This is a genomic window from Roseateles sp., from assembly GCF_036404855.1.
GTDB lineage: Bacteria > Pseudomonadota > Gammaproteobacteria > Burkholderiales > Burkholderiaceae_C > Pelomonas.
Window position 1 is genome coordinate 1 of sequence record NZ_DASWYS010000196.1, and the last position, 3178, is coordinate 3178.

The following is a 3178-nucleotide window of genomic DNA, read 5'->3' on the forward strand; positions in this document are numbered from 1 at the left end:
CCGCAGACGGTGGATGACATCGCCGCCCATCGCTGCCTGCGCTTTGGCTATCTGCAGTCGCCCGACCGCTGGCGCTTCCGCCACACCGAGCACGGCGAGGCCGACGTCGAGACCCGCGGCGCACTGCGTTTCGAGAGCGGCATCACGGCCAACAGCAGCGAGTCGCTGCGCGTGGCCGCGTTGGCGGGCATGGGCCTGGCCGTGCTGCCCACCTACGCGATAGGTGCCGACCTGCGTGCCGGCCGGCTGCGGGCAGTGCTGCCCGGGTGGCAGCCCGTGGGCGGACTGGCCGACGCCGACACGCTGTATGCCGTCTACCTGCCGAGCCGCCACCCGGCGCCCAAAGTGCGCGCGCTGATCGACTTCATGCTGGAGAAGATGGGTGCGGTGCCGCCCTGGGACCGGGCCGACGGGTCGCCGAAGAATTCCAATCAGTTATAATGACGCCACGAAATTCGATCAATAAGTCATTTTGATCGGTCCGTGCTACTTGCGAGCCCCCCTCGGCTCCATCGCGGCACGCAGATCCGGGCCCTGCCCGGCAAGCGGCGAGGAATGCGTTCCCGCCCACGACCAGCCACGCTCCCGCAGGCAGCGCCCCTCGACCAGGCCCGCCGCCGCGAATCGGAGTTCCGGCGGGTATTGCTTGCGTCAACACGTCGTTCTCAGTGCCCGTCGGCAGCCCTGGAGGCTTGCACGGCGCCTGCGCGCGTCCTCAGCGTCCATGGCCGATGGCATGACGGCCGCCACCACTTGCGGTGACGGCGCCCTGTTCACCTGCAGCGCTGCTGCACGAAAGGAGCACGTCCATGGCCAAAGCCATCCTCATCGACCATGTCTTCAAGGTCTTCGGCGACCAGCCCGAGCAGGCGCTCGAACTGGTCCGTCAGGGGCTGTCCAAGCAGGACATCCTCGCCCGCACCGGCCAATCCATCGGCGTCTTCGACGCCAGCTTCGAGATCCAGGCCGGCGAGATCTTCGTCATCATGGGCCTGTCCGGCTCTGGCAAGTCGACGCTCGTGCGACTGTTGAACCGGCTCATCGAGCCGAGCGCAGGCCGCATCGTCATCGATGGCGAGGACATCAACGCCCATTCCGATGCCCGGCTACGCGCGCTGCGCCGCAAGGACATCAGCATGGTGTTCCAGTCCTTCGCGCTGATGCCCCACATGACCGTGCGCGACAACACCGCCTTCGGCTTGGAACTGGCCGGCATGGGCAAGGCCCAGCGCCTGGCCGTGGCAGACAGCGCGCTGGCCCAGGTGGGCCTGGCCGGCTGGGGCGACAGCTACCCGGACGAGTTGTCCGGCGGCATGCAGCAGCGCGTGGGCCTGGCGCGCGCGCTGGCGGCGGACCCGGCGATCTTGCTGATGGACGAGGCCTTCTCGGCGCTGGACCCGATCATCCGCACGGAGATGCAGTCGGAACTGCTGAGACTGCAGCAGGTGCGCCGCCGCACCATCGTCTTCATCTCCCACGACCTGGACGAGGCCATGCGCATCGGCGACCGCATCGCCATCATGAAGGACGGCCAGGTGATGCAGGTCGGCACGCCCGACGAGATCCTGCGCCAGCCGGCCAATGACTTCGTGCGCAGCTTCGTGCGCGGCGTCGACGCGGCAGCTGTCTTCAAGGCGGCCGACATCGCGCGCCAGCCGCTGACTGTCGTGGCCGAGCACAGCGACCGCGGCGCCCGCGCGGCCCTGAAACAGCTGGAGGACCAGGACCGCGAGTACGCCTACGTCGTCAGCCCGGGGCGGCTCTATCTCGGCACCGTGTCGGCCGACAGCCTGCGCACGGCGCTCGACGGCCACACTGGCCCGCTGGGTCTGCAGCATGCCTTCATCCCGCCGCTGCCTACGCTGGCAGCGGACGCACCGGTGGCCGTTCTCTTCGGCGCGATCGCGCAGGCGCCCTGCGCACTGCCCGTGGTGGCCGGCGACGGCCGCTTCTGCGGAGCGATCAGCAAGACCACGCTCCTCAAATTCCTCGACCGCGACACGCCGCCCATCGAGGCTGCCACGGCCACCGAAGCCGCCTGAACTGGAGAACCCATGGACGAGAACGCATTGCAGCCACTCGACATCACCCCGATCGCTGACATCGCCGCCAGCGGCGTCGCCGCGGCACCGGAACCGGCCCAGACCTACGTCGATCCCTGGCAGGCCATGTCGGCCGCCCCCGACACCACGGCCTCCCGCGCGTGGCTGGACGCACCGCCCCCCGCCGCGCACCTGAATGGTTCGGCCGATGCCGGCGGCCTGCACTGGCAACAGTTGTGGGATGGCTCGCTACCGGTCGAGTCATGGATCAATCAGGGTCTGGGCTGGATCGTCGAGCATGGTCGCCCCTTCTTCCAGCATGTGCGCGTGCCCATCGACGGCGCGCTGAACTGGGTGCAGGGCCTGCTCGGCAGCCTGCCGGCCGTCGCCATGATCGGCCTCATCGGCCTGCTGACCTGGCAGTTCGCCGGTCGCCGGCTCGCGGTCGGCAGCACCGTGTCTCTGGCGCTGGTGGCGCTGCTGGGTATCTGGCCGGAGGCCATGCTCACGCTGTCGCTTGTGCTGACCTCGCTGTTGTTCTGCCTGCTGATCGGCCTGCCGCTGGGGGTGCTGCTGGCCAGCAGCGACCGCGCCCAGCGCCTGACGCAGCCGCTGCTGGACGCGATGCAGACCACGCCCGCCTTCGTCTACCTCGTGCCGGTGGTGATGCTGTTCGGCATCGGCAACGTGCCCGGCGTCATCGTGACCATCGTGTTCGCGCTGGCGCCGCTGGCGCGGCTCACCGACCTGGGCCTGCGCCAGGTACGGCCGGACCTGATCGAAGCCGCCCGCGCCTATGGCGCTTCACCGTGGCAGATGCTGGTCAAGGTGAAGCTGCCGCTGGCGATGCCGTCCATCATGGCCGGCATCAACCAGGCGCTGATGCTGTCACTGTCCATGGTCGTTATCGCCTCCATGATCGCCGTCGGCGGCCTGGGCCAGATGGTCCTGCGCGGCATTGGCCGGCTCGACATGGGTCTCGCCACAGTGGGCGGACTGGGCATCGTGCTGCTGGCCATCACGCTGGACCGGCTGACCCAGGCCATGGGCCGCTCACGCCGCAACGCCGGCCGGCGCTGGTGGCACACCGGCCCGGCCGGCCTCGCGCTGCACGGCCTGCAGCACCTGCTGCGTGC

Annotated in this window: 3 protein-coding genes; all 3 read left to right on the forward strand. The window is 69.3% G+C overall.

Annotated features, from left to right (window positions below; all coding sequences use genetic code 11):
• Nucleotides 1-441: substrate binding domain-containing protein (locus tag VGF12_RS12945; protein ID WP_331176446.1), on the forward strand; the 441-nt coding region annotated here is incomplete at its 5' end.
• A 368-nt stretch (nucleotides 442-809) separates the two neighbouring features.
• On the forward strand, nucleotides 810-2042 hold the full coding sequence (gene proV / locus VGF12_RS12950; protein ID WP_331176447.1) for a glycine betaine/L-proline ABC transporter ATP-binding protein ProV: 1233 nt from the start codon (nucleotides 810-812) through the stop codon (nucleotides 2040-2042).
• A 12-nt stretch (nucleotides 2043-2054) separates the two neighbouring features.
• A partial coding sequence (proW, locus tag VGF12_RS12955; RefSeq protein ID WP_331176448.1) for a glycine betaine/L-proline ABC transporter permease ProW occupies nucleotides 2055-3178 on the forward strand: 1124 nt, incomplete at its 3' end.

Coding starts and splice junctions, on each gene's coding strand:
- proV (WP_331176447.1), top strand. CDS start 810: ATGGCCAAAGCCATCCTCATCGACCATGTCTTCAAGGTCTTCGGCGAC.